Here is a 24853-nt window from a genome sequence, read left to right as displayed (position 1 = left end):
AATCTGGTAGTTCAGTGGTGGCTGTAGCTCAGTTGGTAGAGTCCAGGATTGTGATTCCTGTCGTCGTGGGTTCGAGTCCCATCAGCCACCCCACGGAATCAAAGCAAAAAGCCCGGTCAATTGACCGGGCTTTTTGCTTTTCCGAAAGACGAAATCTTCCGCGAATTTTCAGCCGACGCGCCTGTCTCATCAAAGACCGCGGCGCTCCAGTCGCGGCTTCGATCGTGGAGACTCGACATGAAAAAAACGACCCTCGCGCTTCTCCTCATCTGCTCGGCCGTAGCGGTGCAAGCCCAAACTGCGCGCCCCGACGATAACGCCTCGATGGTCAAGCCGCCGAGCGCACCCGGCTCGCCTTCCGCCGAGACCACGCGCCCGAACAATCCCGACAACATGCCGGTGAAGCGCCCCAACCCGCCGCCCAACAGCGACCGCATGCTGCATCACAGTCCGGCGAGCGACGCCATTGCAAAGTAAGCGCGTCCGCGTCATATCTGCTTAGGCATCGCTTCGACACCGGCTTGCGCGCCCCTATAATGGCGCGTCACGACAACCAACGAGAGCCGCGGTTCGCCGCAAGCGGTCCTGCCAATGCATAAAGTCATTCTGCCGTTCGTTTCTGGTTTTCTTGCCGCACTCTTCTTTCGGGAATCGACGCTCGCGCTGCTGCATGCAGCAGGTCTCATCGATCAAGCCGGCTTTTCCATCAGCCCTTTTCTGCCGCTCGGCATTCCAACTTTTATCGCGAATGCGTTATGGAGCGCGGTGTTCGGCGTGCTGCTCTCGTGGCTCTTGCGCGTCGCGCCGGAGAACCGCGCGCCGTGGATTGGCTCGCTCGTATTCGGCGGCATCGTGCTGACCGCGGTCGGCGCATTCGTGATCGATCCCGCGCGCGGCATCTGGCCAAGCGGCAACATGCTGCCGCGACTCGCGCCCAACTTCATCGCCAACGCAATCTGGGGCTGGGGCGCGCTCGTCTTCATGCGCGCTTTCTCGGCCGGCAACGAGTCGCGTTGATCGCGCGTTCTCGCTAAGAACGCTCAGTCCTTGAGCAAACGCAGCGGATGCGTCGCCGGCGTCCAGGCACTCTCGAACATACGTTCGACATCCTTGACGCCCACCTCCTCCGCCCGCGCGATCTTCCAGCTCGGCTGATTGTCCTTGTCGACGATACGCGCGCGAATGCCCTCGATCACATCGCCGCGTTCGAACGTCGTGCGCGTGAGATCGAGGTCGCGGCGCAAGGTCTCCGCCATCGACGAATACCGCGCGCGATCCACCTGCTGCAGCGAGACATCCACCGACAAAGGCGAACGTTCGCGCAGTTCCGCCGCCACGCGCTCGGCCCACTCGCGCGCGGCGCCATCCGTCTCACGCGCGAGCGATGCGAGAATCGCGGCGCCATTGCCCGTGGCGAAATGCTTGTCGATAAGCGTGCGTCCCTCGGCAAGCGCGCTGCGGTCGAGCGTCGGGCTCACCTTGTATTTCGTCGTCTCGTTTTCGACAAAGCGAACAATCGCCACGCCATCGAGAAAGCGCTGATGCCGTAGCGATTCGATCAAGCCCGGCAACGCGCCATCGTCGAGATAAGCGTCGGCCATGCGCGCATAGAGCGCGTCGGCCGCGCCCATGCTCGCGCCCGTCGCGGCCAGATAACGCCCGATCGCGCCAGGCGCGCGCGCGAGAAACCAGCTCACGCCGACATCGGGAAAGAGTCCAATACGCGTCTCGGGCATCGCCATCTTGGTCGACTGCGTGACGATTCGCAGCCCGCCCGTATGATGCGCGCCTTGCGAGATACCCATGCCGCCGCCCATCACGACGCCGTTCATCACCGCGATATACGGCTTCGGGAAGGTGAAGATCGCGTGGTTGAGCTTGTACTCGTCGGTGAAAAACGCGTCGATCGAATCGCGGTCGCCCGCCTGCGCCGACTCGTAGAGAAAGCGGATATCGCCGCCCGCGCAAAACGCCCGCACGTGCGGGCTATACACCACGACGGTGCGGATTGCCTGGTCGTGACGCCAGGCGCGCAAGGCCTCGCTGATCGCGCGCAACATGGGCGCGGACAGCGCATTCAGAGCCTTCGGGCGATCGAGTGCAATGAAGCCGATGCCGTTGGCGGAGTCGATACGGATATCTTCGGTGGTCATCGTGTTGGAGTGTCGGGTCGGTTCGTTCTGTCAGTCAGTTTGGCAGGCCAGATGCCAGCCAGTACTCAACCTGCGGTCAACCTGTTGTTCACTACGCGAGCCACGCGTCGAGCGATAACTCGAGTTTCTCGGCCGCAGGCATTGCCCGCGATACGCCGCACAGCGCCAGCGCGACGATGCCATGCAAAGTCGCCCACAACGCCTGAGCGCAATCGGCCGGCAGTGTCTCCGGCGGCAGGCGCTTGAGCCGCCCCGCGGCGCGTAGTTCGACGAAGGCATCGGTCATCGACGAAAGCGCAGCCATGCCGTCATCGGTGCCATGGGTTCCATCGCCGCGGCGGTCCGCGTCCATGAACATCAGCCGATACGTCTCGGGCTCGGCCAGGCCAAATTCGACATAGACGCGCGCCATTGCTCTAAGACGCGCGGCGGGATCGGCAATGCTCGCTTGCGGCGCAAATGCCGCGCGCAATGTCGCATGTCCTTCCACGCACAAAGCGTGCGCGATGTCCGCGCGGCTCCGAAAATGCAAGTACAAAGCGGCAGGCGAATAGTCGATTGCCTGCGCGAGCCGGCGCATCGAAAGTGCTGCGAAGCCTTCACGCTTCACGATAGCTCGCGATACGTCGAGTATGCGCCCGCGCAAGGCATCCCGCTGCTCTTGCCGCAGCTCACGCGCCTTGCCCGGTGGTGTCGATATGTGTCGCGGCAGATCCATGCGGGATATTGTCGACATCGCCTGTCGGCTAGTCAAACCCGAATTTGCATGACGCGAATGGTCACCGCGCAAGCGGCGCGGCTAGCCAGCAAAACGATCAGACGATCATCTTGCCGCTGTCGCTATCGCGAGGCGCGGCTCGATAAAGCGGCTCGTCGGATTCGCCCAGCAGCACGGAGGCGAAGACGATGCATAGACCCAGAAAAACGACACCGACGGCTGCCCAGATGAGCCATAGTGCGTTCGACTCGATAAGCGAGTGGAAAAAGGAGAGAAACATGACGACCCCGCGCGACTTTTTATAATGGTTGCTCGTTGTGGCTTGCACGATGAAGCGCAGATCCAGAGCAAATGTCGTGCCGCACGAATCGCCATGCGTGCGGCCTGTAGCGAGATAGTACTCGCAAAGCGGAGATGCGCAGTCGAATTGACGGAACGCTAGCGTGCGCCGCTTTCAGGCGAGCACACGTCCTGGCGGAAAATGACCGCTCTTGAGAAGCACGGGCATGCCATTCGTGACTTCCAGATGCTCGCGCGCCACGGCTTCGATGCGCGCACGGCCTGCATCGAAAGCGTCGATCCAGCCGCGGCTGTCGTAAGTCTCGGCGCCGAAATGATCCTCCAGCGCTTCCACCGATATGGCGCACGGTACGCGTCGTCCGTCGACGAGCGCGGCGAATTCGATGGTGAGGTTGGAGTCGCAATAACCGGGTGCGTCCGGAAGGAAACGGATGTCCATGATGTTCTCGTGGCTCAGGCGCGGTTGCTGTCCGAAGAAACCGGCCCCGGAGTGTTACAGCACCGACGCAAAGTCGTTCAGGCGTTCCCTGCAGGATTGGTTTCGAGCAAAGGACCGAGGCGCTTATGGTAACTGCGTCGATGCGGCGCGGTCCAGCGGCGCGCAGTGTAAAGCGTCAGGCTGCGAGCACGTCCTCGTTCACATCGACGACGAGCAGCGAGCTCGCCAGCGGATCGGCGTAATTGAAATCGAGCAGGCGGCTCATGTCGCGCACCCGCTCGCATACGCGCTCACGCGCCTCCTCCGACAGATGCGGATAGTCGCGCAGTACCTGCGGCTCGAACCGATAATGCACACCCCAGGCGATGTTGCCCGGATGATTCGCCACCCCGCTCGTGCGCCAGCTCACGAACAACGCGGGCGTGGCTTCGAGGCCGATCTCCGCGATATCCGCGCCGCTCGGAAAGAGGTCGATCAGGCAGTTGGCGATGTCATAAAGCACCGCGTGCCGGAGATGAACGGGGCGCATCACGTCATCGGTTTCAACAAGCGGTCGATATACTCGCGCCCCGCCTGTTCGACGTGCGCAAGCGCGGCATCCTCGGTGGCGAAGCGCCGTTCCGGGCCGAGATCGACGAGCGCCTCGAAGCGATGCACATCGTCCGGACCACCACGCGCCAGGCTCACTGAGCCGACATAGATCGGCTTGAGCGCCTGTCCGGCGTTGTCTTCGTTGCGATCGCCATCGTGCGCCTGCACGAGCCGGGCGGACGCGCTGATGTAATACCCTCGGTAAGGACCGGTCACTCTTTCGGCCATCGTGTTGACCTCCTTTTTATGTTGGCGACGAATCACACGTCATGCGGCAATTACAACCGGCGTTTGCTATCTATCAGGCGCGCGATCCGGAAAATAGTTCACGCGAAACTGTCTTTACCGCTTAACGCCGTTCGTTCGATGATTCGCAAGCCTCGCGCCCGGTTCGAGCCACCGTGCTTTTTTACGGCGCGTGTAGCGTATGGGACAATGCGTATCCCAAAAAGCCGCCGACAAAATGTCCTGCGGCGAAGTCATTGCAATCACGAGGAAAAGATGAAGGAATTCGATCGGCGCTCACGTCGGCTCATCGCGCGCGCGGCGGCGCCTGGCATCGCCTTGATCGCGGTTTTTGCCATCGCCGGAACGAGCGGATGTGCTTCGTCCAACGATGCATCGCTCATCAGTCTTCCCGATGGCCAGACGGGCTACGCAGTGAACTGCAGCGGCGCCGATGCCGGATCGAGCTGGGCGAGCTGCTACGTGCTCGCGGGCAAGGCATGCGGCGCGACGGGTTACGACATCGTGTCGAAGGACAACGAGGAAGGCGGTCCGAGCGGCGGCGGCTTGAGCAACGTCGTGACGGCAAACGTCAAGAATCGCTCGATGATCGTACGCTGCAAGTAGCGGTGCCGCGCCGCGTCAATGCGCGCTCATCTTCGAAAACACGTTCAGCACGATGACGCCCGCGACGATCAGCCCCATGCCCAACATGGCGGGAATATCGGGCGTCTGCTTGAAGAAGAACGTGGCGACGAGCGTAATCAACACGATGCCCGCGCCCGACCACACGGCATAGACGAGGCCGACCGGCAAGGTCCGCAAGGTCAGCGACAGCAGATAAAACGACAACCCATAGCCGATCACGACGATGGTTGCGGGTAACGCGCGCGTGAAGCCATCGGAGGCGCGTAACGCGGAGGTCGCGACGACTTCCGCGACGATCGCAATCGCAAGCAACACATAAGCGGTGGAACGCATCGGCTGGTTCGGTCTCCGTTGAGTCTTTGGAATGCGTGACGACGCTCAGACGCGGCCGAGCGACAGTGCGGCGAAGTCATGGCCGAGCACCGCGCATAGCGCTTCGACCACCATCTGATGATCTTCGCGCTGAGGCAGCCCCGACACCGTCACGGAGCCGATCACGCCGACATTCGCGACGCGCAGCGGAAAGCCGCCGCCGTGCGCCGAGTAATCGGCGGCATTGAGGCCGTACTTGTCGGCGAGCGTGGTGCCCGCCTGTTGCAGCGAGAGACCGAGCCCGTACGAACTGCGGCGAAAGTGTTCGACAGTCTTCGCCTTGCGTTCTGCCCAGCGCGCGTTGTCGGGCGTGGCGCCATCGAGCGAAGCGAAGAACATGCGCTGACCGAACGTACGCACATCGATGACCACGACCGCGCCGCGCGCCATCGCCATCTCGCGCAGTTGCGTGCCGGTTTGCCAGGCTTCATCGGCATGAAACTGCGGGAACACAAGCGCGCGTTCCTGATGCGCGATGATCTGCAGATCGTGAGGAATATCCATGATGGCGTGTGTCCTTTGAAAAGGTTCGATGTGCGTTAGCGCTGACGAGCTTTAGGGGATTTTGACACGAGGGATACGCAGGCGTTGCGCCGCGTCTGGTCATGAAGTGGAGGTATTGCGACTTGCCTTACTTCCAGTACTGCGCCCATACATGTATGCAACTGCGTGCTGGAAAAGCAAAAGCCCGGCTTTAACCGGGCTTTTGCTTGAATGCTTGGTTGCGGGGGTAGGATTTGAACCTACGACCTTCGGGTTATGAGCCCGACGAGCTGCCAGACTGCTCCACCCCGCGTCCGTCGAAGAAAAGATTATAAGTCATCACTTACTCAAGCGCAATGGTCTTCATGCGTTCTTCTACGTAAGCTCATCTCACGCGGGCAGCAAAACTTCATTGGTTTAGTCGAAAGGCCATCGCGGGACGCATGGCATAATCGATCGGTCATCGAGCATTGAAAAAAGATTCGGGCACGGCATGCATTACTTGCGTCGCGGCATGATCAGAAAGCTAAGCGGGTTCGCTGCGCTATGCGCGATCCTGCTGCTTTCGTTCGCGTCGCTCGTATCGCAAACGCTGGCTGGCAAGCGCGTCGAAGCGCTCTTCTCGTCCATATGCGCGTCGAGCTCGAATGGCATCGCGCATACGGTCGATACCGCATTGCACGCGAACCATGACGCTCTTTCGCATCTGCAAGCGTGCGGATATTGCGACCTGCTTGCGCATGCGCCTACGCCGCCATCGATGCCGCACGGCTTCGCGGCATCGACTTTGGCCGACGATACTTTCGTCGCCAAGCAAAACAGCACCGCGCCGCATCGCATGCCGCCAGGCGTGGCGCTGCCTCGCGCGCCGCCTGCTCTCGCCTGATACGCGTTCCCCTCTTCCGACATGCCATACCTCGCGTTTGCACGCTTCGCGCGGCAAGCGTGAAAATCACAAGGATGCATCATGAGTACCCTATCCGCCTTGCGCGGCGCGCTGGCTTGCGCATTCTTCGCATCGGCGTCGTTTGCGTTCGCGCACGCGCTGCCGAAGCTGCAACAGCCTGGGCCCGGCGCGACCGTCAACGCGCCGCACGAAGTATCGATCGACTTCGGCGAAGCGCTCGAACCGACCTTCAGCAAACTGACCGTGACCAATGGTCAGGGCAAGCAGGTCAACACCGAAAAGTCCGTCGTCGATACGAAAGACAAAAAGCACATGAGCGTCGCACTTCACGACTTGCAGCCGGGCGTCTACAAAGTGCAATGGACAGCTGTCGCCGCCGATGGTCATCGCACGCAGGGCAACTATAACTTCACGGTCAAGTGAGAAAGCAATGAAGAAAATCGCTGTATTGTTCAGCGCGCTGACGTGCGCATCTTTCGCGACGCTGTCCCATGCCGCGCCGCTCGAAGCGCGCGATTGCTGGGTTCGCGCAATGCCGCCGAACCTGCCTTCGTCGGGCTACTTCACGCTGGCCAACAATGGCGACAAAGCCGTCACGCTCACGGGCGTCGATACCCCCGCGTTCGGCATGGCGATGATGCACAAGTCGGATACCAAAAGCGGCACCGCGACGATGGCCCCCGTCGATTCCGTCGATGTCCCCGCGCATGGCACGCTACAGTTCGCACCGAAGGGTTATCACGTGATGCTCGAACAGCCGGGCAAGCCACTCAAGATCGGCTCGACGATTCCGCTCACGTTCAGCTTCGCGGACAAGAGCACGCTCGATGTGAGTTGCGCGGTGAAGTCCGCGGCGACGGTCGGTAACTGAAGCACCGTCACCAAAAGAAAACGCGCCGGGTTCGTTTAGAACCACGGCGCGTTTTTTTATCCTGCCTTACCCATCACGGCTTATTGAACATATCCATGATCTGCTTGCGCTCATCGGTGGTGACTTGCGGCGCGGGCGGCGCCTGCATGCCCGCCGGGCCGACGCCGCCGGTAGTGTTGGTATCGCCCGCGGTCGGATTGACGTTGTCCATGCCGATGCTCGCAACGAAGCCCGCACCCGGCGTGCGATCGGCATAGAACAGTTCGCCGTCCACGGTAGTCACGCCGTCGGGCCGCTGCATCTGTTCCTGCGGGATGCCGCGCAACGCGCGTCCCATGAAGTCGACCCAGATCGGCAACGCAAGCTGCGCGCCGAACTCGCGGCTGCCCAGCGTCTTCGGCTGGTCGTAGCCCATCCACGCCACCGCGACGAGCTGATGCTGATAGCCCGCGAACCAGCCGTCCTTGGCGTCGTTGGTCGTACCCGTCTTGCCTTGCAGGTCGCTGCGCTTGAGCACGTTGGTGCCCGAACCCGTGCCCGCCGTCGCCACCGTATGCAACAGGCTATTCATGACGTAAGCGTTGCGCGGTTCGAGCGTCTGCGGCGCGTTCTTGCTGGCCGTGAGCGGATCGGCGCGCGAAATGACGCTGCCGCGCGCATCGGCGACTTCGCCGATCAGATACGGGTTGATGCGATAGCCGCCATTCGCGAACACCGAGTACGCGCCGCTCAACTGCAACGGCGTGACGAGTCCCGCGCCCAGCGCGAGCGGCAGATACGGCGGCGTCTTGTCCTTGTCGAAGCCGAACTTCTGCGTGACGAAGTCCTGCGCGTAGCTCGTGCCGATATACGACAGGATACGAATCGACACCAGGTTCTTCGACTTCTGCAAGCCGGTGCGCATGGACATCGGGCCGTCGGGTTGATCGTCGTCCTTCGGTTCCCAGGCGTCGCCACCGGGCGATGCGGGCGGAAAGTACAGCGGCGCGTCGTTGATGATGGTCGCCGGTCCCAAGCCCTTGTCGAGCGCGGCCGAATAGATGAACGGCTTGAAGCTCGAACCCGGCTGACGCCACGCTTGCGTCACGTGGTTGAACTTGTTCTTGTTGAAGTCGAAGCCGCCGACGAGCGCGCGGATCGCGCCGTCTTGCGGCACCATCGAAACGAGCGCGCCTTCCACTTGCGGCAATTGCGTGATCTGCCACGTGTCCTTTGCGTCCTTCGCCAGCCGAATGATCGAACCCGGCTTGATGGCAAGCGCCTTCGATGCATTGTTGCGCAGCGCGGCCGCGACGAAACGCAGGCCCTCGCCGGAAATGGTGGCCGTATCGCCGCCGACGAATTGCGCGACCACTTGCTTCGCGTTCGCCACGGTCACCACGGCAGCGACGAGTTCGCCGTTGTCCGGATGATCGACGAGCGCATCCTCGATGGCTTCGGCGCGATCGTCCGCGTTGCCCGGCAGAGCGATGCTGCCTTCCGGCCCGCGATAACCGTGACGCCGCTCGTAATCCATGATGCCCTTGCGCACGGCGCGATAGGCCGCGTCCTGATCGGCGGAATCGATGGTCGTCGTGACCGTCAGGCCGCGCGTGTACGCTTCTTCCTTGTACTGCGCGTACATCATCTGCCGCACCATTTCCGCGACGTACTCCGCATGCACGCCGTATTCGGTGCCACCCGACTTCGTGCGAAGTTCTTCGGCGACCGCCTGATCGTATTGCTCGCGCGAGATGAAGTGCAGATCGAACATGCGCTTCAGAATGTACTGCTGACGTACCTTCGCGCGCTTCGGATTGACCACCGGGTTATATGCCGACGGCGCCTTCGGCAAACCGGCGAGCATGGCGGCTTCGGCAAGCGTGATGTCCTTCAGGTCCTTGCCGAAATACACGCGCGCCGCGGCGGAAAAACCATAGGCGCGTTCGCCGAGATAGATCTGATTCATATACAACTCGAGAATCTGGTCTTTCGTCAACGCGCGCTCGATTTTGTAGGCGAGCAGCATCTCGTAGATCTTGCGCGTATAAGTCTTTTCGCTCGACAGAAAGAAGTTGCGCGCGACCTGCATGGTGATCGTACTTGCGCCTTGCGACGCGCCGCCGTGCGTGATGTCGCTCACGCCAGCACGCAGAATGCCGATAAAATCGACGCCACCGTGATCGTAAAAGCGGTAATCCTCGATGGCGAGCACCGCCTTCTTCATCTGGTCGGGAATGTCCTGAAAACGCACGAGGCTGCGGCGCTCTTCGCCGAATTCGCCGATCAGCACGTGATCCGACGTGTAGACCCTAAGCGGCACTTTCGGACGATAGTCGATCAGCGCATCGAGCGAAGGCAGGTTCGGCTCCATCACGACGAGCGCATAGCCGACGATCAGCCCGCCCACCACCACGCCGATAGCCGCGAGCCCCGCGAACCACAGCGCGACGCGCGCGAGCGGCGAGCGTCGGGAATCGCGCCCGTCGCGGCCATTCTTTCCATTGCGGCCGCCATTGCCGCCATTGCCGCCATTGCCGCCATCGCGTCCGTTGCCGCCGTTGCGTCCATTGCCGCCGCCGGCATCGTTGGATGAGTCGTTCCAGCGAGGTTCGCGATTCAGTCGCGATGAATTCGTAGAGTCGGGTCGTTTGATGATAGGCATGACTGGGATCGTTCCGCGCGCTTCGAAGCGCGCGCTCTGTGGCGCCTTGGGTATGTCAGCGCCTGAGCACTTTCAGAAAGACGGGACCAAGCGAATGGGCAGGCCGGCTTCGACCGTATGGGACGGGTAACCGTGAATAACAGCGCATTTTAAAGAATTCGCAGGCGACGCTACAAAACCCGTCGCGATTTTTTGTAAGTAAATGCCGATGTGGCGCCCGAAACCCGGTCTTCGGCGGAAACGATCGGGGTTGCACCGGGGTTATCCACCGAAAGTGTTGAGAGCCTTGTGGACAACCGTATGAGAAAATAGCCAAGTGGTTGATCGCAGAGCAGTTTTGCGAAATGCCCGAGGATCGTCGCCATGCGGTCGCGGCCGCACGCGCGAGCCCGCGAAACCGATATGATTGGTTTTAAGCCGCTCAGGTTCTAAGAGTGGCGCCAGAAGTTGCGGTAAAGAAGTCGTGCCGTTTGATGATAGGGAACGCGGTTCAAGCGCCCAACTTGTGCCAACGCGCTTACGCGCTTACAACCGCCCTACTGTTTGCGAGCTGCTCATGACGACCAAGCCTACCGAACGCATCGTTGTTTTCGTGACCCCGGCGCAGAAACTCGCCATCAGCAACACGGCGGATCAGCTCGGCATCAGCGTGAGCGAGCTGATGCGGCGTGCAGTGCTCAACTTCAACGCGACGAGCGAGCAGATCAAGGCAGCGGGTATCGTAGATCGCCTGCGCGCGCCCAAGGCGCCCGATCCACTGACCGTGGTCTTGCGCAGCGTCGCCGCCAAGGCCGCGGCCCGCGAGGCGCGGGAAGCAGCGGCAAGCGCCACCAAGCGCGCGGCCGCGAAGCCTGCGCACCTTCCTGTGCCCGACGAATCCGCAAGTCCCGACGAACCTCTGGACGACGATGCCTCTCTAACCGACGATGGCCGCGCGGACAACTGAAGCACGCGCTGTATTCCGCTTCGTTCGTTTGCACGACGTTACACTCCTTCACCTTGCTTAAGCCCCGATTAAGGCGCGGCATGCTCTAATAAGCGGGGTAAACCCGGTCGTCATCGGCTGGTCAACGACGCTTGCAATCCTGCGCCATGCGCCTCACATTCGAGCCGCGCGGGCTTGCATGCCGCGGTCTTCATCAAGGAGAAATACATGTCGCTTCTGGATTCCATCACGCGCACGGTCAAAGGTCTGCTCAACGACGCGGCCGACACCATGCAGGACCCATCGCGCGATGCGCGGCAGATCGTGCGCGAGCTCGACGACAGCATCGCCAAGGCTGAGAACTCGTTGATCGAAATCGAGGCGCAGGTCGCCACGCAGCAGAGCAAGCGCGACGTCGCGGCCGAGAAAGCGAAGAAGTACGAAGACGGCGCGAAGCGCGCGCTGCAAACCGGCGATGAAAGCCTCGCGCGCGAAGCTCTCGCCGCGCAAGCCAACGCCGAGACGGAACGCGATGCCCTCGCCGGCGAATTGCAGACACTCGTGCCTTCGGTGGAGCATTTGAAGCAGCAGATCGCCGACATGCGTCAACGTCGCAACGACTTGAACGCGCGCTCGAACATTCTGCAGGCCAAGCAGCAGATCGCCACCGCGAAAGACACGGCGGCGACCGCGCTGGGCGGCATCGGCGGAAAGAATCTGTCCGAAGACTTCCAGAAGCTCGAAGACAAGGTGCAGTTGGCCAACGCGCGCTCGGACGCGCGTCTGAATTCGGCGGATCAGAAGTCGGGCAAGGCGCTCGATGACAAACTCGCGGCGCTCAATCGCGATCCGTCCGTGGAAGACCGTCTCGAAGCGCTGAAGAAGCAGTTGAATACGCCGGCGCAGTAATATGTTCGTCAGTGCGCGGCGCGGCACTGGCGGCTCGCGCGCGCGTCGGACGAATCAGCGGGTATCGCGCTTGCATGCATGCATCCGCTTTCCCGATTGCAGCTCAGAAAGGAGACGGGTGCTTATCGCGCCCGGCCTGCAACATGAAAAAGACTCTGTCGGCTCTTGCGCTCTCGCTATCCCTGGCCCTTTGCCTGTCGGTTGCGTCTCCGCTCGCCTTCGCCGTGCCAACCGCGCAGCAAGTCGAGCAGTCGATGACGCAAGGCAACTGGCAAAAGGCCGATTCGCAGTTGAGCGAAGTGCTCGACGCGCATCCGAAGAATGCTCATGCGCATTATCTCTATGCGCAGGTGCTCGATCGCGAAGGCCGCTATAGCGACGCGCTTTCGCATCTTCAACAGGCGCAGTCGATCGATCCGGCGCTTGGCTTCACGACGCCCGCGCGCTTCAACGAAACGCAGGCGCGCATTCAGGCCGATGCGAATCGCGCGAGCATCAGCCCAAACGCCGGTAACGAGACGCGCAGTTCGACCGGCGCGGTCGCGACCAATCCGTTCAATCAGGGCGCACAGGTCGCGCCGCAGAAACATGGACCGTCGATCGGCATGTGGATCGGCTTGATCGTGCTGATCGGTGCGATTGCGCTCGTGCTGCGCTGGGGAATGAAGCGCGCCCGCGTCCGTGACGATGGCCGCGCCGACGACGATCGTCGCACGCAACTCAAGCGCGCGACCGAACTGCTGAACGAAGTGCGTTCGCTCAAGCTCGACGTCCGGCTTTCCACGACGCCTGGGCATGAGGCATTGCTGAAGGAAGTGGAAGGCGCCGAGACGCAATTGCGTGAGATGGTCGAGGCGTTGTCGGATGCCAAAAACCCCGTGCCGCCGTATGCGATTCAGGATTTGGAAAATCAGGTGGCGAGTTTGAAGGCGCGCGCCGAAGGCCGTCCCGACCCGAACGCTGCCCAGGCCGCGGCGCAGGGACAGTCGGCGTATGCGCAAGAAGCGGAGCGATTCGGGCGCGGGCAGCAGCAGCCTTACGGGCCGCAGGGGCCTTATCCTCAACAGGGTCCGTATCCGCAGCAAGGGCAACAGCCACCGGTCGTCATTCAGCAAGGCGGCGGTGGATTCGGCGGCGGCATGGGCGGTTTGTTGACTGGCGTTCTGCTTGGCGAAGCGCTGTCGAACGGACGAGAACGCGTGATCGAGCGTGACGTGCCGGTGGAACGTCGCAACGACAACGGCGGCGGCCTGGACTTCGGCAATGGCGGCGGCGGCGGTGGCGGTCTCGACTTCGGCAACGGCTCGAACGATTGGAGCGATGGCGGTGGCGGCGTAGACCTCGGCAGCACGGACGATAGCTGGCGCGATACGTGATTCGCGCGGTTTGAAACTCGCGTTATGAGCCCCGCTTCGTGCGGGGTTTTTTTTGGGGGCGCTCGCTTGGCTTTTCGGCCGTAACGTTCAGCATGTGGAGCGTGCGCTAAAGCTCGATATTTCGAGCATTAGCAGCTATGGAGACCGACCCAGTCCGGCACATCGACGAGTGTTGCTGCCATAAACCCGCGCAAAAGCTCAATACATCAGGGACGCGAAAGGCTCACCCCCCGCCACCCAAAAACCGCAACAACGCCCACAAGAACTTGAAGAACCCAACCACGAATTCCCAAATGCGTTCGAGTTGATCCCAGGTTGCAACGCGCATCAACGCTTGCAGCATCATGCGCCAGGCGTCGCGCGAAGTCTTTCGTGCAACTGCACAGGGAAAAAGAAGCGAAATGGCATGGTTAAAAAAAGAGGCGGCTCTCCGCCGCCTCGTCGTCATCGAGGGAACTGCATGATAACCGCTTGCGTCCGGTCACTACGCAAGGGTCATCTCATTCCTCACGCGGCCGGTTTGTCTTCCGGCGCATCGGGCGGCACGTCATCCGTCAGCGCTTCTTCCAGTCGCTTGAAGATTCGCCGCGTCGCGCCGCGCGCATGCAAGGCCAACAGCAGCAGCGAACGCCCCGTCACCTGATACACGTTGCCCGAGTCGAAATCTTCCAGTTCCTCGCGAATCGGCGCGTTCGTATCGATGAGGCAACTCCACTGATCCGAGCCCGGGATATCAGGCAGCTTGAAATCCACGACATCGTGATATGAATTGACGATAAGCAGCAACGTCGCATCGGATGCCGGCTTGCGAATGCCCGTCGCCTGCGCGCGACCGTCGAGCACCATGCCAAAGCAGCGCATGTTCGGGTCGCCCCATTGCTCGTCCGACAGTTCCTGGCCGTCCGGACTAAGCCACTTAACGTCCGCGACTTCGAGATCCTGGCGATACTCGCCCGTCAGGAAGCGCTGACGCCGCAGCACGGGCAGCGTATGACGCAAGGTCGTCAATTTGCGGACGAACTCGGTAAGCGCGCGACCTTCGTCGTCGATATCCCAGTTCACCCAGCTGATATCGTCGTCCTGACAATACGCGTTGTTGTTACCCTCTTGCGTGCGGCCGAATTCGTCGCCGGCCAGGATCATCGGCGTGCCTTGCGAGAACAGGAGCGTCGCGAGCAGATTGCGCTTCTGGCGCTCGCGCAGCGCGCGAATCTCGGGATCGTCGGTCGGACCTTCCACGCCGCAGTTCCACGACTTGTTGTCCGAATGGCCGTCCTTGTTGTCTTCGCCGTTCGCGTCGTTATGCTTGTCGTTGTAGGAGACGAGATCGTTGAGCGTAAAGCCGTCATGCGCCGTGATGAAGTTCACGCTCGCCCACGGACGGCGTCCGCGCTTGTTGAACTTGTCGCCCGACGCGGTCATGCGCGTGGCGAGTTCTGGCGCTTCGCCTTCGTCGCCCTTCCAGAAACCGCGCACGGTATCGCGATAACGGTCGTTCCATTCCGCCCAGCCCGGCGGGAAACCGCCGACCTGATAGCCGCCCGGACCGCAATCCCACGGCTCCGCGATCAGCTTCACGGTCGCGAGGATAGGGTCCTGACGGCAGCTGTCGAGAAACCCGCCGCCTTCGTCGAATCCATAGGTCTCGCGTCCGAGAATGGTGGCGAGGTCGAAGCGGAAGCCATCGACGTTCATTTCCGTCACCCAGTAACGCAGGCTGTCGGTGACCATCTGCAAGACGCGCGGATGCGAAAGATTGAGCGTGTTGCCCGTGCCCGTATCGTTGATGTAGTAACGCGGCTCGTCCGGCATCAGCCGATAGTACGACGCGTTGTCGATACCCCGGAACGACAGCGTCGGCCCGCGTTCGTTGCCTTCGGCGGTGTGGTTGTAGACCACGTCGAGGATCACTTCGAGGCCGGCTTCGTGCAGGCGGTCGACCATCTCCTTGAACTCCGCGATCGCACCCGAACCGCGCGCAAAGAAGCGCGGATCGGCAGCGAAAAAGCCGATGGTGTTGTAGCCCCAGTAGTTCGTGAGTCCCTTGTCGAGCAGGTAGCTGTCGTTGACGAACGCCTGGATCGGCATCAGTTCGACGGACGTTACGCCCAGACTCTTGATGTAATCGACGATTTCCTTCTGGCCGAGCCCTTCGAACGTGCCGCGCATATGCTCGGGAATCGCCGGATGGCGTTTCGTGAAGCCGCGCACGTGGGTCTCGTAGAAGATCGTGTGTTCCCAAGGCACGCGGCCACGTGTCGGGTGCGTCCACGAGAACGTCTGATCGACGACCTGGCACTTCTGCATGAAGGGCGCGCTGTCGCGTTCGTCGAAGGTGAGATCGTCGCCTTCCGCGTTCAGCGTGTAGCCGAACACGGCGGGGTCCCATTTAAGTTCGCCAACGTGCGCCTTGGCATACGGGTCGAGCAGCAACTTGTTCGGATTGAAGCGATGTCCCGCTTCGGGCTCGTACGGTCCGTGCACGCGATAACCATAGACCGCGCCAGGCGCCAGGTCGTTGATGTAGACGTGCCAGACTTCGTCGGTATATTCGGGCAATTCGATGCGATGCGTCTCCTGCTCGCCCTTTTCGTCGAAGAGGCACAGCTCGACTTTGGTGGCGTGGGCGGAAAACAGCGCGAAGTTGACGCCTTTTCCGTCCCAGGTCGCGCCGAGCGGAAAGGGAGAGCCCTCGGCAATGCGGAGTTCGTTCGGCATGAGATGATGAGTTCGAATAGAGTGACGCGTAAAGCGTCGGGATGATGTGTCGCGTTGGGCGATTCCAGCGGACATGAGTGAGCACATCGCGTGCCCACGCGCACGCAGGCCCCTCCGGCGTGATGCTTGCTTCGGCGCAAGATTAGATCGACACGCCGACCGAGTGAGTGGGCGTGCCTTGTAAAAACTATCGGCGCGTAAGCGTCTGAAGGAGAATTCGCTTGCCCACGCGCCCGAACTCCTTGGCATCGACATCATCCGATACGCTTGGCACGGCCGAGGAAAGCCGCGCCAAGGGCCGCGCGCTGCGCGACGCCGTGCCCTTCGAAGCCCACGCGGGCTGGCAGCCCGAAGCCAACCGGCCGAACCCTGTCGAGCGCGTGCTCGCCGTCAACGCCGGCCGTCAAGAGCGGCTCATCCCGCTGCGCATGGCGCGCATGGCCGAGTCGCCGTTTGCGTTCCTGCGCGGGTCGGCCACGGTCATGGCCTGGGATCTGGCGAAGTCGCCCTCGATCGGGCACAACGTGATCATCGACGGCGACGCGCACATCAATAACTTCGGACTCTTTCGCACGCCGCGTCAGGACGTGGTGTTCGACCTCAACGATTTCGACGAAACGCTCGTCGGTCCGTGGGAGTGGGACCTGAAGCGCCTCACCGCGAGCATCAACGTGGCGGCGCGCGAAAATGGCGTCGATGCGAGCGGTCGCGAGCGCGCGGTGCGTTCGGCATGCGCGGCGTATCGCACGTCCATGGCTTCGCTCTGGCAGGTGAGCCCCTACGATCTCTGGCAAATGCGTTCATACGCGAGCGCCCTCCACATCGACGCGCCGACCAGGCTCGATGCCAGCGAGAAGGAAACCATCACGAAAACGGTCGAGCGCGCGATGAAGCGGTCGCACGCGACCATGCTCGCCAAGGTCGCCGAACCCGCTGGCAAAAGCTGGCGCTTCAAGGTCGATCCGCCGATTCTCACGCGCCTCGACGCCGCCGAGAAGAATCATGTGGTCGATGGCCTGAAGCCGTATCTGCAAACCATCGCGGGCGAATGGCGCATCATGCTGGAACGCTACGAAGTCGCCGATGTGGCGCATCGCGTGGTGGGCGTCGGCAGTGTCGGCACACGCGCCTATCTCGTGCTCATGCTCGGCCGGGCGCTCGGCGACCCGCTGTTCATCCAGGTGAAGGAAGGCATCGTGCCGGCCGCCGCGCCCTTCGTCGCGCCACTCGACGAGACGCAGCAGCATCAGGGGCGTCGCGTCGTGCAAGGGCAAAGGCTCATGCAGAGTTCGTCGGATGCGCTGCTTGGCTGGACGACCATCGCCGGGCGCGATTTCTACGTACGCCAGATGAAGCAGATTCGCGGCTCCATTCCGGTCGACTGGCTGCATGGCGCGACCTTCGATTTCTACGCGTGGTGTCTCGGCCTTCTGCTCGCTCGCGCGCACGCCCGCACGGGCGACGCCGCGCTGATCACGGGCTATTGCGGCACCTCCGACAAGTTCGACGCCGCCTATGCGAGCTGGGCCGAACGCTACGGCGCACAGACCGTCGCGGATCACGCGGCTTTCTGCGCGGCCATCAGCGTGGGGCACGTGAGCACGACCTGAAAGGCATGTCCCGCGCGCCGCGCGCACGTTCATCGAGCGAATTGACTATCATGCTCGTGTCTCTGGACGAAGCGCGCGCCTTATGGCGTTTCGTCTGTGGATCAATGGCATAGCCCTTGCTGCCGCTTTTAGCTCGCAAAAAACGTCTCACACCAACCGGAGGAAGCCGCGCATGAGCATGATCGACGAATTCAAGAACTTCGCCCTCAAAGGCAACGTGATGGACCTCGCCGTTGGTGTGATCATCGGCGGCGCTTTCTCGACGATAGTCAACTCCGTCGTGAAGGATCTGATCATGCCAGTGGTCGGTCTGGCCACGGGCGGGCTCGACTTCTCGAACCTTTTCATACGTCTGGGCCAGATACCGCCCAGCTATAAAGGCAATCCCGATTCGTATAAGGACTTGCAGACCGCGGGTGTCGCGGTGTTCGGCTACGGTTCGTTCATTACCGTACTGATCAACTTCATCATCCTTGCGTTCATCATCTTTCTGATGGTCAAGTTCATCAACAATTTGCGCAAGCCCACCGAAGCGCCGCCGCCGCCCGCCGCCACGCCCGAAGACGTGTTGCTGCTGCGCGAGATCCGCGACGAGCTGAAACGGCCGCGCGTCTGATTCGATCACGGCCGCAAGCCGGGTTTGTCGAGCGCGTGAGCGCATTGCATTCGGGCGCACCCACCCGTCAATTGGTGCGCCCCCCCGCTTTTTTCTTTCTTTAGGCTGTTCGACAGGGCAGCAGCGGGACTATTATTGAGATAGATGCTCAGAGGGATGCCAGCGGGCCGCCAAACGGTCATCGGCATGATTCGTGCGCCACGGGTGTGCACCGGTAGCAGAACCCGGCGTGCATTCAAGTTTGCGAATCACCGTGACCGGATCACATCGATGCGCTATAAAAGATCGACGTGCGGCACGCAAGACGGGAGTGGCCGCATGAGGACGCTGCGTTTCTTGCAAATCTTTTTCAGGCGAGTTTTTATGTCCTTCCCGAAAAAGCGTAAACGTGTGAAAGCTGATGGCGACGAGTCTTTCCTCGCCGTGGTGCGGCATTTCAAGCCGTTCGGTCAGCTCGATACGAAAATTGCACGCGCTCGCGCGCAAGACGAGCCTGTGCTCTACGCGCATGTGCTGCCAGGGCTCGATGTCCTGCTATGCAGCGTGCGCGGCGCTCAACCGCCCTATCCCGCCATCGACGAACTGCACAGGCGCTGTGTGGAGTCGATCACGAACGCGCTCGAACAGCCGCTCGACGGTCTGGAGAACGGCGGCTACTGGTACGAAGCGAACGGCTTCGGCTTCCTCGTGTTTGCGAGCCGCGCTCGCACGCAGATCTTGAGCGAATTCGGCGCAACCGTTTCGGCGCGCAGGCGGCGCGGCGCGCGTCGTCAGGATGCGGGCGACGCCGCATCGCGTCCGCTGCGCTGATTCCCGGCTGAATTCCTTCGATGTTTTCCCCCGCGCCTCGCTTTTTCGCGAGGCGCGCGTCTTTCATGCGTCGGCTGTGTGTTGGCGCACGCCTTGCTGCATCGACACCGCGAGTATTTCGCATTGCACCCGTTCGCCCCGAGCGATCGCCATGCTTTTCACAAGGAGAACATCATGACGGAACACGTCTACAAGCAGATCGAACTCACCGGCTCGTCGCAGGAATCGAGCGATGACGCCGTGCGCGTCGCACTGTCGAAGGCATCGAAGACGCTGCGCAACATTCACTGGTTCGAAGTGACGGAAACGCGCGGACATGTCGAAGACGGCAAGATCCAGCACTGGCAGGTGACGATCAAGGTCGGCTTGCGTATCGAAGACTGATTGCTTCAATTAAAAACCGCGCGTCGTGGCAGCACGACGCGCGGTTTTTCGTCTCGCAGCCTGCTCGCGAGGCTTACTTCGGCAACGAGCCGTCCACACCTTCCACGTACCAGTTGATACGCTGCATTTCCGGGTCGGTCAGCGTCTTGCCGGCCGGCACCTTTTCCGCGCCCGACTGATCCTTGATCGGACCCGTGAACACATCCCACTTGCCCGAGTGCAGATCGTCACGCTTCGCCGACACGGCTTGCATGGCCTTCGGCGGAATCGCGCTGCTGTTCAGGTCTTCGAGGTCCACGGCCTTCTGCGGCATGCCGAGCCACACCGGGTCGTTCTTCCACTTGCCATCGAGCACTTGCTGAATGACCGCGTTGTAGTACACGCCCCAGTGCGCGACCACGGAACCCAAATGCGCGTTCGGGCCGAACTTCTTCATGTTCGAATCCCAGCCGAAGGCGAACACGTGCTTCTCGTTCGCGGTGTTGAGCGTGGCGTTCGAGTCGGTGTTCTGCAAGAGCACGTCCGCGCCCTGACCGATCAGCGTTTCGGCAGCCTGCTTTTCCTTGCCCGGATCGAACCAGCTGTTGATCCAGATGACCTTCGTGTGGACCTTCGGATTCACCGAACGCGCGCCCATCGTGAACGCGTTGATGTTGCGGACCACTTCGGGAATCGGCACCGATGCCACGAAGCCCAACGTATTGCTCTTCGTCACATAACCGGCGGCGACGCCTGCCAAGTACGCGCCTTGATACATCCGCACGTCATATGTGCCGAAGTTTTTGGCCTTCTTGAAGCCCGTGGCCGTGAGGAAAATCGTGTCCGGGAAATCCTTCGCCACCTTCAACTGGAAGTCCTGATAGCCGAAGCTCGTGCCGAAGATGACCTTGTTGCCCTTGTTCGCCAGATCGCGGAACACGCGCTCCGAGTCGGCGGATTCCGGCACGTTTTCCACGCGCGTGATCTTGATCTTGTCGCCGAACTTCGCTTCGGCTTCCTTGCTGCCCGCGTCGTGCGCGAAGGTCCAGCCTGCATCGCCCGGATTGCCGAGATAGACGAACGCGACGCCCGGTGCATCCGCCGCTTGCGCGCTCGCCGTCGCGAGCGTGGCGGACAAAGCGACGGTTGCCGCGATTGCCTTCAGCCATGGTTTATTCATTGTGTTTCTCCTGGTCGATGTTGTTTGATGAGCCACGAAATGGAAAACGACGTGCGCCAGTTTCGTCGGAAAAAAATCGCAACGGAACCGTCTGACGGCGCGCGTGCTGCCTCCCTGCAACAGCGGAGAACCGCGCGCGCGTTGCCAAATCCACGTTCAGCTTGCCGCGAAGAACGGCTTGCCAAGCGATGCGGGCGCGTTCAGCTTGATGGTGTTCGGATTGCGCGAGATCAGCACCAGCACGACGATGGTCGCGATATACGGCAACATCGCGAGAAACTGCGTCGGCACCGGCACGCCGATGGCCTGCGCGTAGAACTGCAGCGCCATCACGGCGCCGAACAAGAGCGCGCCGATCAAAAGACGCCCTGGCCGCCACGTGGCGAACACGACGAGCGCGAGTGCAATCCAGCCGCGTCCGGACGTGAGCTGCTCCTGCCAGACGTGCAAATAGACGATGGAGTAATAGCCGCCCGCGATACCGGCCATCGCGCCGCCGAAGAGCGTTGCGCCGTAGCGCACGCCGACCACGGGAAAGCCCACCGAGTGCGCGACCGAAGGCGATTCGCCGACCGAGCGCAGCACGAGCCCCGCACGCGTCTTGTAAAGAAACCAGCCGATCACGCCAAACATGATGAACGCAAGATAGCCGAGCGGCGTAAGCGAGAAGATAGCCGGGCCGAGCACGGGAATGCTGGCAAGACCCGGAATCGGCATCACGTCGATGCTCGCGCGCACTGCCGCCGACGTGTACGGCTTGCCCACGTAGGCCGAAAAGCCGATGCCGAAGATCGTCAGCGAAAGGCCGGTGGCGACTTGATTCGCAAGCATGGTGATGGTGAGAAAGCCGAACAGCAGCGCCATCGCGATGCCCGCGAAAATCGACGCGACGATGCCGAGCCACGGATTACCCGTGATCGATGTCACCGCGTAGCCGGTGACGGCGCCCATCAGCATCATTCCCTCGACGCCCAGATTGAGCACGCCGGACTTTTCCGCGACGAGTTCGCCCGCGCCCGCGAACATCAGCGGAATGGCCGCGACGACCGCGCTCGAGGCGAGATTGCTGGCTTGATTGATATCCATGTCGTAGGTCTCGTCAGGAAGCGTGATGCGCGATCGCGCGGCGCCGGATGCGGTAATTGACGAACAGGTCGCAACCGAGGAGGCAAAAGAGCAGCAAGCCCTGGAAGACGCCCGCAAGCGCCTGCGGCAGTTGCAGCGAGGTCTGCACCGCTTCGCCGCCGAGGTAGAGCAGCGCCATCAGGAGACTTGCGAGCACGATGCCCACCGGATGCAGCCGTCCCACGAACACGACGATGATCGCCGTGAAGCCGTATCCCGGCGACCAGCCCGCCTGCAATTGCCCGATAGGCCCGGCCACTTCGCCCATGCCCGCGAGCCCGGCAAGGCCGCCCGAGAGCAGGAGCGAGGTCCAGATGGTCTTCTTGTCCGAGAAACCGGCGTAGCGCGCGGCGAGCGGCGCAAGACCGCCCACGTTCATGCGAAAGCCCGCGAAACTCTTGCGCATGAAAACCCACACGAGCGGCACCGCGATGGCCGTGAGAAACACCGACGCGTTGATACGCGTGCCCTTGAGCCACGTCCAGTGCCAGTCGCCGTAGAGACGCGGGAAGAGCGCGTCGTCGCCGAACATCGCCGAGATGGGGAAGTTCATGCCTTCGGGGTCGCGCCACGGGCCGCTCACGAGATAGATCAGCAACTGCGTGGCGACGTAGGTGAGCATGAGGCTCGTCAGAATCTCGTTGGTGTTGAAGCGGCTCTTGAGCAGCGCGGGAATCGCCGCCCAGAGCATGCCGCCCACGACGCCGCCGAGCATCATCAAGGGCAGCGTCCACCAGCCGGAGGTATCGCCGACATGGATGGCGATGCCGCCCGCGACGATGCCGCCAAGAAGCATCTGCCCTTCCGCGCCGATATTCCACACGTTCGCGCGATAACCGACCGCAAGCCCGAGCCCGATCAGGCACAAGGGCGACGCCTTCAGCACGAGCTCCGACCAGCCGTTCACGTTCGAGAGCGGTTCGACGAAGAACGCGTGCATCGCGCGCAGCGGGTCCTGCCCGACGAGACTGAAAATCAGGAAGCCGATGACGAGCGTCGCCACCGCGGCGACCACGGGCACGGCGAGCTGCATGGCGCGCGACGGTGTCGGGCGCGCTTCGAGTCGATAAGGGAAGATCATCTTTACTTGCTCAATGAGTCGAGTTCGGCTGCGGGCGCGCGCTTTCCGTCGAAGAGTCCGGCCATGAACAGGCCGACTTCCTCCGCGTTGGTTTCGCGCGTCTTGCGCACCGGCGACAGTTTGCCGCGCGCGATCACGGCGAGCCGGTCGCAGATGTCGAACAGTTCTTCCAGTTCCTCGGAGATCACCAGAATGGCGACGCCGCGCGCCGCGAGATCGAGCAACTGCTGGCGGATGAAGCCCGCCGCGCCGACATCGACGCCCCAGGTCGGCTGGGCGACGACGAGCACCTTCGGCTCCTGAAGAATCTCGCGGCCGACGATGAACTTCTGTAAATTGCCGCCCGACAGACTTTGCGCGAACGCGCCGCTGCCGCCGCAACGCACGTCGAAGGCCTTGATGCAGCGATCGGCAAAGCTCTTGACCGCGCGCGAGTTGACCCAGCCGCCGCGCACCATGCTCTGCCGGTGCGCGGTGAGCAAGCCATTCTCGGCGAGCGACATGGCCGGAACCGCGCCGCGCCCGAGCCGCTCTTCCGGCACGAACGCAAAGCCCAGACGCCGCCGCGCGCCCGCGGACAGCCGCGCGGCTGGCGTGCCACAGATCGACACGGCGTCCGTTGCGACATGGGAATCGCGAATCTCGCCCGAGAGCGACGCGAGCAATTCCGCCTGACCGTTCCCCGACACGCCCGCGATCCCGAAAATCTCGCCCGCCTGCACGGCAAAGGAGACGTTTTCGAGCGACGTGCCGAACGGATCGGGACTCGCCACCGAAAGGTTCTTCACCGCGAGCCGAACATCGCCCGGCGTGTGTTGGCGACGCTGATAATCCGGCAGCGAATGGCCGACCATCAATTGCGCGAGCGAGGCATCCGTTTCGTTGCGCGGATCGACATTGCCGGTCACGCGGCCGCCGCGCATCACGGTGGCGTTCTCGCAGAGCGCGCGGATTTCGTCGAGCTTGTGACTGATGTAGAGAATGCTGCACCCTTCCGCCGCGAGCCGTCGCAACACGGTGAAGAGCTTCTTGACCGCTTGCGGCGTCAGCACCGAAGTCGGCTCGTCCATGATGAGCAAGCGCGGGTTCTGCAGAAGACAGCGCACGATCTCCACGCGCTGACGTTCGCCGACGGTGAGACTGTGAACGTGACGTTGCGGATCGACATCGAGCCCGTAGTCCGCCGACACATCGCGAATACGCTTGGACAGCGCTTTCATGTCGAACTTGTCGTCGAGCGCGAGCGCGATGTTTTCGCCAACGGTCAGCGTCTCGAACAGCGAGAAGTGCTGGAACACCATGCCGATGCCGAGCTTGCGCGCCGCCGCCGGACTGCCGATTTCGACGACTTCGCCCTGCCAGCGAATCTCGCCTTCATCCGGACGCACCGCGCCATAGATGATTTTCATCAGCGTGGACTTGCCCGCGCCGTTCTCGCCGAGCACCGCGTGAATCTCGCCTGGCTTCACGATGAGGTTCACGCCGTCGTTGGCCTTGACGGACGGGTACTGCTTGCTGATGCCGGATAGCGCCAGGCGCGGTGGCGTATCCGTAGGGGTGATGGCGTTGCCCATGAGTTCACGGAGTGCGCCCGGCCACCGGCAGGCCGAGCTGGAAGAAAAGGACCGCAGACGGGTCTTGTGACACAAAGGTGTCGCATCAAACCATACCGCGGGCAGAATTTACAGAATTCGCGACACGAAGTCGATCTCTCAAAATTCGATGCAATGCGCCGCTCTCCCAGTCTTTGCGGGTAAGCCACACCTTGACGTAATCTCTCCGTCATATT

The 24853-nt window shown here is 62.0% G+C and carries 27 protein-coding genes and 2 tRNA genes; 14 read left to right on the top strand and 15 right to left on the bottom strand.

Features of this window, described 5'->3' with window-relative positions:
* Nucleotides 1-17: 17 nt before the first annotated feature.
* The 3 genes from ACYQ47_RS28330 (at nt 18) to ACYQ47_RS28320 (ending at nt 1017) form a co-directional block, all read left to right on the top strand.
* Nucleotides 18-93 (top strand) — tRNA-His (locus ACYQ47_RS28330).
* Nucleotides 94-237: 144 nt separating this feature from the next.
* Nucleotides 238-477, top strand: coding sequence for a hypothetical protein (locus ACYQ47_RS28325; protein ID WP_250464741.1), 240 nt, complete (start codon nt 238-240; stop codon nt 475-477).
* Nucleotides 478-591: 114 nt separating this feature from the next.
* A complete protein-coding gene (locus ACYQ47_RS28320; protein WP_459908024.1) occupies nt 592-1017 on the top strand; it encodes a hypothetical protein in 426 nt (141 codons plus the stop codon).
* Between the two features lie 23 nt (nt 1018-1040).
* On the opposite strand, the gene ACYQ47_RS28315 is transcribed toward ACYQ47_RS28320, so the two are convergent.
* From ACYQ47_RS28315 to ACYQ47_RS28290, 6 genes are all read right to left on the bottom strand, one after another.
* Nucleotides 1041-2153, bottom strand: coding sequence for an enoyl-CoA hydratase/isomerase family protein (locus ACYQ47_RS28315; protein ID WP_244825269.1), 1113 nt, complete (start codon nt 2151-2153; stop codon nt 1041-1043).
* Between the two features lie 91 nt (nt 2154-2244).
* A complete protein-coding gene (locus ACYQ47_RS28310; RefSeq protein ID WP_459908022.1) occupies nt 2245-2889 on the bottom strand; it encodes a TetR/AcrR family transcriptional regulator in 645 nt (214 codons plus the stop codon).
* A 79-nt stretch (nt 2890-2968) separates the two neighbouring features.
* Nucleotides 2969-3151, bottom strand: coding sequence for a hypothetical protein (locus ACYQ47_RS28305; RefSeq protein ID WP_244825271.1), 183 nt, complete (start codon nt 3149-3151; stop codon nt 2969-2971).
* A 174-nt stretch (nt 3152-3325) separates the two neighbouring features.
* A complete protein-coding gene (locus ACYQ47_RS28300) occupies nt 3326-3610 on the bottom strand; it encodes a DUF1488 family protein (RefSeq protein WP_459908019.1) in 285 nt (94 codons plus the stop codon).
* Between the two features lie 175 nt (nt 3611-3785).
* Nucleotides 3786-4139 (bottom strand): hypothetical protein, encoded by a 354-nt coding sequence (locus ACYQ47_RS28295; RefSeq protein ID WP_244825273.1) that lies wholly within the window; start codon nt 4137-4139, stop codon nt 3786-3788.
* The gene (locus tag ACYQ47_RS28290) at nt 4139-4429 is read right to left on the bottom strand and encodes a hypothetical protein (protein WP_244825274.1); all 291 of its coding nucleotides are present in this window, start codon (nt 4427-4429) and stop codon (nt 4139-4141) included. Before ACYQ47_RS28290 ends, ACYQ47_RS28295 begins: the two co-directional genes overlap by 1 nt.
* A gap of 273 nt (nt 4430-4702) precedes the next feature.
* On the opposite strand from ACYQ47_RS28290, the gene ACYQ47_RS28285 reads away from it, so the two are divergent.
* The gene (locus ACYQ47_RS28285; RefSeq protein ID WP_459908017.1) at nt 4703-5053 is read left to right on the top strand and encodes a hypothetical protein; all 351 of its coding nucleotides are present in this window, start codon (nt 4703-4705) and stop codon (nt 5051-5053) included.
* A 15-nt stretch (nt 5054-5068) separates the two neighbouring features.
* On the opposite strand, the gene ACYQ47_RS28280 is transcribed toward ACYQ47_RS28285, so the two are convergent.
* The 3 genes from ACYQ47_RS28280 to ACYQ47_RS28270 all read right to left on the bottom strand — a co-directional run bounded on the left by ACYQ47_RS28280 (nt 5069) and on the right by ACYQ47_RS28270 (nt 6242).
* Nucleotides 5069-5407 (bottom strand): DMT family transporter, encoded by a 339-nt coding sequence (locus ACYQ47_RS28280; protein ID WP_244825276.1) that lies wholly within the window; start codon nt 5405-5407, stop codon nt 5069-5071.
* Between the two features lie 45 nt (nt 5408-5452).
* Nucleotides 5453-5950 (bottom strand): heme-degrading domain-containing protein, encoded by a 498-nt coding sequence (locus tag ACYQ47_RS28275; RefSeq protein WP_244825277.1) that lies wholly within the window; start codon nt 5948-5950, stop codon nt 5453-5455.
* A 215-nt stretch (nt 5951-6165) separates the two neighbouring features.
* Nucleotides 6166-6242, bottom strand: a tRNA-Met gene (locus ACYQ47_RS28270).
* Nucleotides 6243-6443: 201 nt separating this feature from the next.
* Between ACYQ47_RS28270 and ACYQ47_RS28265 the strand changes: the two genes are divergently transcribed.
* The 3 genes from ACYQ47_RS28265 to ACYQ47_RS28255 all read left to right on the top strand — a co-directional run bounded on the left by ACYQ47_RS28265 (nt 6444) and on the right by ACYQ47_RS28255 (nt 7707).
* Complete coding sequence (locus tag ACYQ47_RS28265) at nt 6444-6815, top strand: DUF2946 family protein (RefSeq protein ID WP_459908014.1); 372 nt, start codon at nt 6444-6446, stop codon at nt 6813-6815.
* 81 nt (nt 6816-6896) lie between these two features.
* Nucleotides 6897-7259, top strand: a complete 363-nt coding sequence (copC, locus tag ACYQ47_RS28260; RefSeq protein WP_244825279.1) for a copper homeostasis periplasmic binding protein CopC — start codon at nt 6897-6899, stop codon at nt 7257-7259.
* Nucleotides 7260-7266: 7 nt separating this feature from the next.
* Complete coding sequence (locus ACYQ47_RS28255; RefSeq protein ID WP_250492331.1) at nt 7267-7707, top strand: copper chaperone PCu(A)C; 441 nt, start codon at nt 7267-7269, stop codon at nt 7705-7707.
* 73 nt (nt 7708-7780) lie between these two features.
* Here ACYQ47_RS28255 and ACYQ47_RS28250 read toward each other — a convergent pair whose 3' ends face one another.
* On the bottom strand, nt 7781-10351 hold the full coding sequence (locus ACYQ47_RS28250) for a penicillin-binding protein 1A (RefSeq protein ID WP_250509062.1): 2571 nt from the start codon (nt 10349-10351) through the stop codon (nt 7781-7783).
* Nucleotides 10352-10907: 556 nt separating this feature from the next.
* Between ACYQ47_RS28250 and ACYQ47_RS28245 the strand changes: the two genes are divergently transcribed.
* From ACYQ47_RS28245 to ACYQ47_RS28235, 3 genes are all read left to right on the top strand, one after another.
* A complete protein-coding gene (locus ACYQ47_RS28245; protein ID WP_459908011.1) occupies nt 10908-11297 on the top strand; it encodes a plasmid mobilization protein in 390 nt (129 codons plus the stop codon).
* Between the two features lie 207 nt (nt 11298-11504).
* Nucleotides 11505-12185, top strand: coding sequence for a PspA/IM30 family protein (locus ACYQ47_RS28240; protein WP_459908009.1), 681 nt, complete (start codon nt 11505-11507; stop codon nt 12183-12185).
* A 143-nt stretch (nt 12186-12328) separates the two neighbouring features.
* Nucleotides 12329-13561 (top strand): tetratricopeptide repeat protein, encoded by a 1233-nt coding sequence (locus tag ACYQ47_RS28235; RefSeq protein ID WP_459908007.1) that lies wholly within the window; start codon nt 12329-12331, stop codon nt 13559-13561.
* Between the two features lie 507 nt (nt 13562-14068).
* Here the strand turns inward: ACYQ47_RS28235 and glgX are convergent.
* Nucleotides 14069-16279: a glycogen debranching protein GlgX gene (gene glgX, locus ACYQ47_RS28230; RefSeq protein WP_250492328.1), complete on the bottom strand. Its 2211-nt coding sequence runs from the start codon at nt 16277-16279 to the stop codon at nt 14069-14071.
* Between the two features lie 221 nt (nt 16280-16500).
* Here glgX and ACYQ47_RS28225 point away from each other — a divergent pair, with 221 nt between their 5' ends.
* From ACYQ47_RS28225 to ACYQ47_RS28210, 4 genes are all read left to right on the top strand, one after another.
* Nucleotides 16501-17889, top strand: a complete 1389-nt coding sequence (locus ACYQ47_RS28225) for a DUF2252 domain-containing protein (protein ID WP_244825285.1) — start codon at nt 16501-16503, stop codon at nt 17887-17889.
* 172 nt (nt 17890-18061) lie between these two features.
* Complete coding sequence (gene mscL / locus ACYQ47_RS28220) at nt 18062-18505, top strand: large conductance mechanosensitive channel protein MscL (RefSeq protein WP_244825286.1); 444 nt, start codon at nt 18062-18064, stop codon at nt 18503-18505.
* Nucleotides 18506-18823: 318 nt separating this feature from the next.
* Nucleotides 18824-19315 carry a hypothetical protein gene (locus ACYQ47_RS28215; RefSeq protein ID WP_244825287.1) on the top strand — a complete coding sequence of 164 codons (492 nt, stop codon included), beginning with the start codon at nt 18824-18826 and terminating at the stop codon, nt 19313-19315.
* Nucleotides 19316-19489: 174 nt separating this feature from the next.
* A complete protein-coding gene (locus tag ACYQ47_RS28210) occupies nt 19490-19699 on the top strand; it encodes a dodecin (protein ID WP_244825288.1) in 210 nt (69 codons plus the stop codon).
* A gap of 73 nt (nt 19700-19772) precedes the next feature.
* On the opposite strand, the gene ACYQ47_RS28205 is transcribed toward ACYQ47_RS28210, so the two are convergent.
* From ACYQ47_RS28205 to ACYQ47_RS28190, 4 genes are all read right to left on the bottom strand, one after another.
* Nucleotides 19773-20858, bottom strand: coding sequence for a BMP family ABC transporter substrate-binding protein (locus ACYQ47_RS28205; protein WP_244825289.1), 1086 nt, complete (start codon nt 20856-20858; stop codon nt 19773-19775).
* Between the two features lie 156 nt (nt 20859-21014).
* On the bottom strand, nt 21015-21944 hold the full coding sequence (locus ACYQ47_RS28200; RefSeq protein WP_244825290.1) for an ABC transporter permease: 930 nt from the start codon (nt 21942-21944) through the stop codon (nt 21015-21017).
* A 13-nt stretch (nt 21945-21957) separates the two neighbouring features.
* Entirely contained in the window at nt 21958-23064 is a 1107-nt protein-coding gene (locus tag ACYQ47_RS28195; protein ID WP_244825291.1) for an ABC transporter permease, read from the bottom strand.
* 2 nt (nt 23065-23066) lie between these two features.
* On the bottom strand, nt 23067-24638 hold the full coding sequence (locus ACYQ47_RS28190) for an ABC transporter ATP-binding protein (RefSeq protein WP_250464715.1): 1572 nt from the start codon (nt 24636-24638) through the stop codon (nt 23067-23069).
* Nucleotides 24639-24853 lie beyond the last annotated feature (215 nt).

The sequence above is a fragment of the Caballeronia sp. HLA56 genome, assembly GCF_054655155.1.
The sequence above is the reverse complement of the archived record's forward strand: the minus strand, read 5'-3'. Positions and strand labels throughout refer to the sequence as shown.